At 49.7% G+C, this 823-nt stretch carries 1 protein-coding gene; it reads right to left on the bottom strand.

The genetic code is table 11. The annotated features are described in order from the left end of the window. Positions 1-627, bottom strand: a 627-nt coding sequence (locus ACFO8Q_RS23830) for an IS110 family RNA-guided transposase (RefSeq protein WP_380029873.1), incomplete at its 3' end; no start/stop codon positions are given. Positions 628-823: the final 196 nt, after the last annotated feature.

An 823-nucleotide genomic window follows, 5' to 3' on the forward strand; every position in this document is an offset into this window, starting at 1 on the left:
ACCTATTACACCCGTCAACGCCTGTTTTAATTCTTCCGGTGAGGCTTTCATATTGCCATGTGCCAGATCGGTTAATGTGTCGAGGTCATTCTCTCCGTGAATGATTGCTTCGAGCATAGCTCGACTGGATTTCCCAAGTACGTTGCTGGCAACCGAAGAAAGTTTAATATTACCGCCTTCCAACACTTTTTGTACGCGATTGATTGCGCGGGTTCGTTCTTCGATCAGGCTTTGGCGATAACGGCCTAACTCCCGGTTCTCGCGTTGTTCCCGTTTCGGGATGAAACTGCCTGTTAGAAGGCCGTGTCGGAGAAGCCCTGCGATCCATTCCGCGTCTTTGACGTCAGACTTACGGCCGGGGACGTTCTTGATGTTTTTGGCGTTAACCACCATGATTTCGAGGTTCTCTGGCTCCAACACATTATAGACCGGTTTCCATAAAACACCGGTGCTTTCCATCGCAACATGTGTGCAGCCTTTACTCAAGATCCAGTCCCTAAGCTCATGTAAGTTCCGAGTCATCGTCGAAAAGGTGCGAATTTCTTTCCCCTCGGGTGTAAGGGCGCAGGCCACGACATTCTTTTTATGAACGTCAAGCCCACAGCAACGACTGTACAAAACGTCCATAAAACGACTCCTTCTGCGGCGATACAAATTTGAAGGACTGGTGCAACAACCATTTGGTTAATATTCTACCCTGCGTGCTTCCCAAAGGAGCGACATTCTGTGGTGCACCTGGTCGTTGGGATCTATCTTATTTACGGGTTCGCTTCCCAGGCTAGGGAAGCAACACCAAGGACTTACGACCTCCCTTCACCAGCCG

The organism is Effusibacillus consociatus, assembly GCF_042652925.1.
Classification (GTDB): domain Bacteria; phylum Bacillota; class Bacilli; order Tumebacillales; family Effusibacillaceae; genus Effusibacillus; species Effusibacillus consociatus.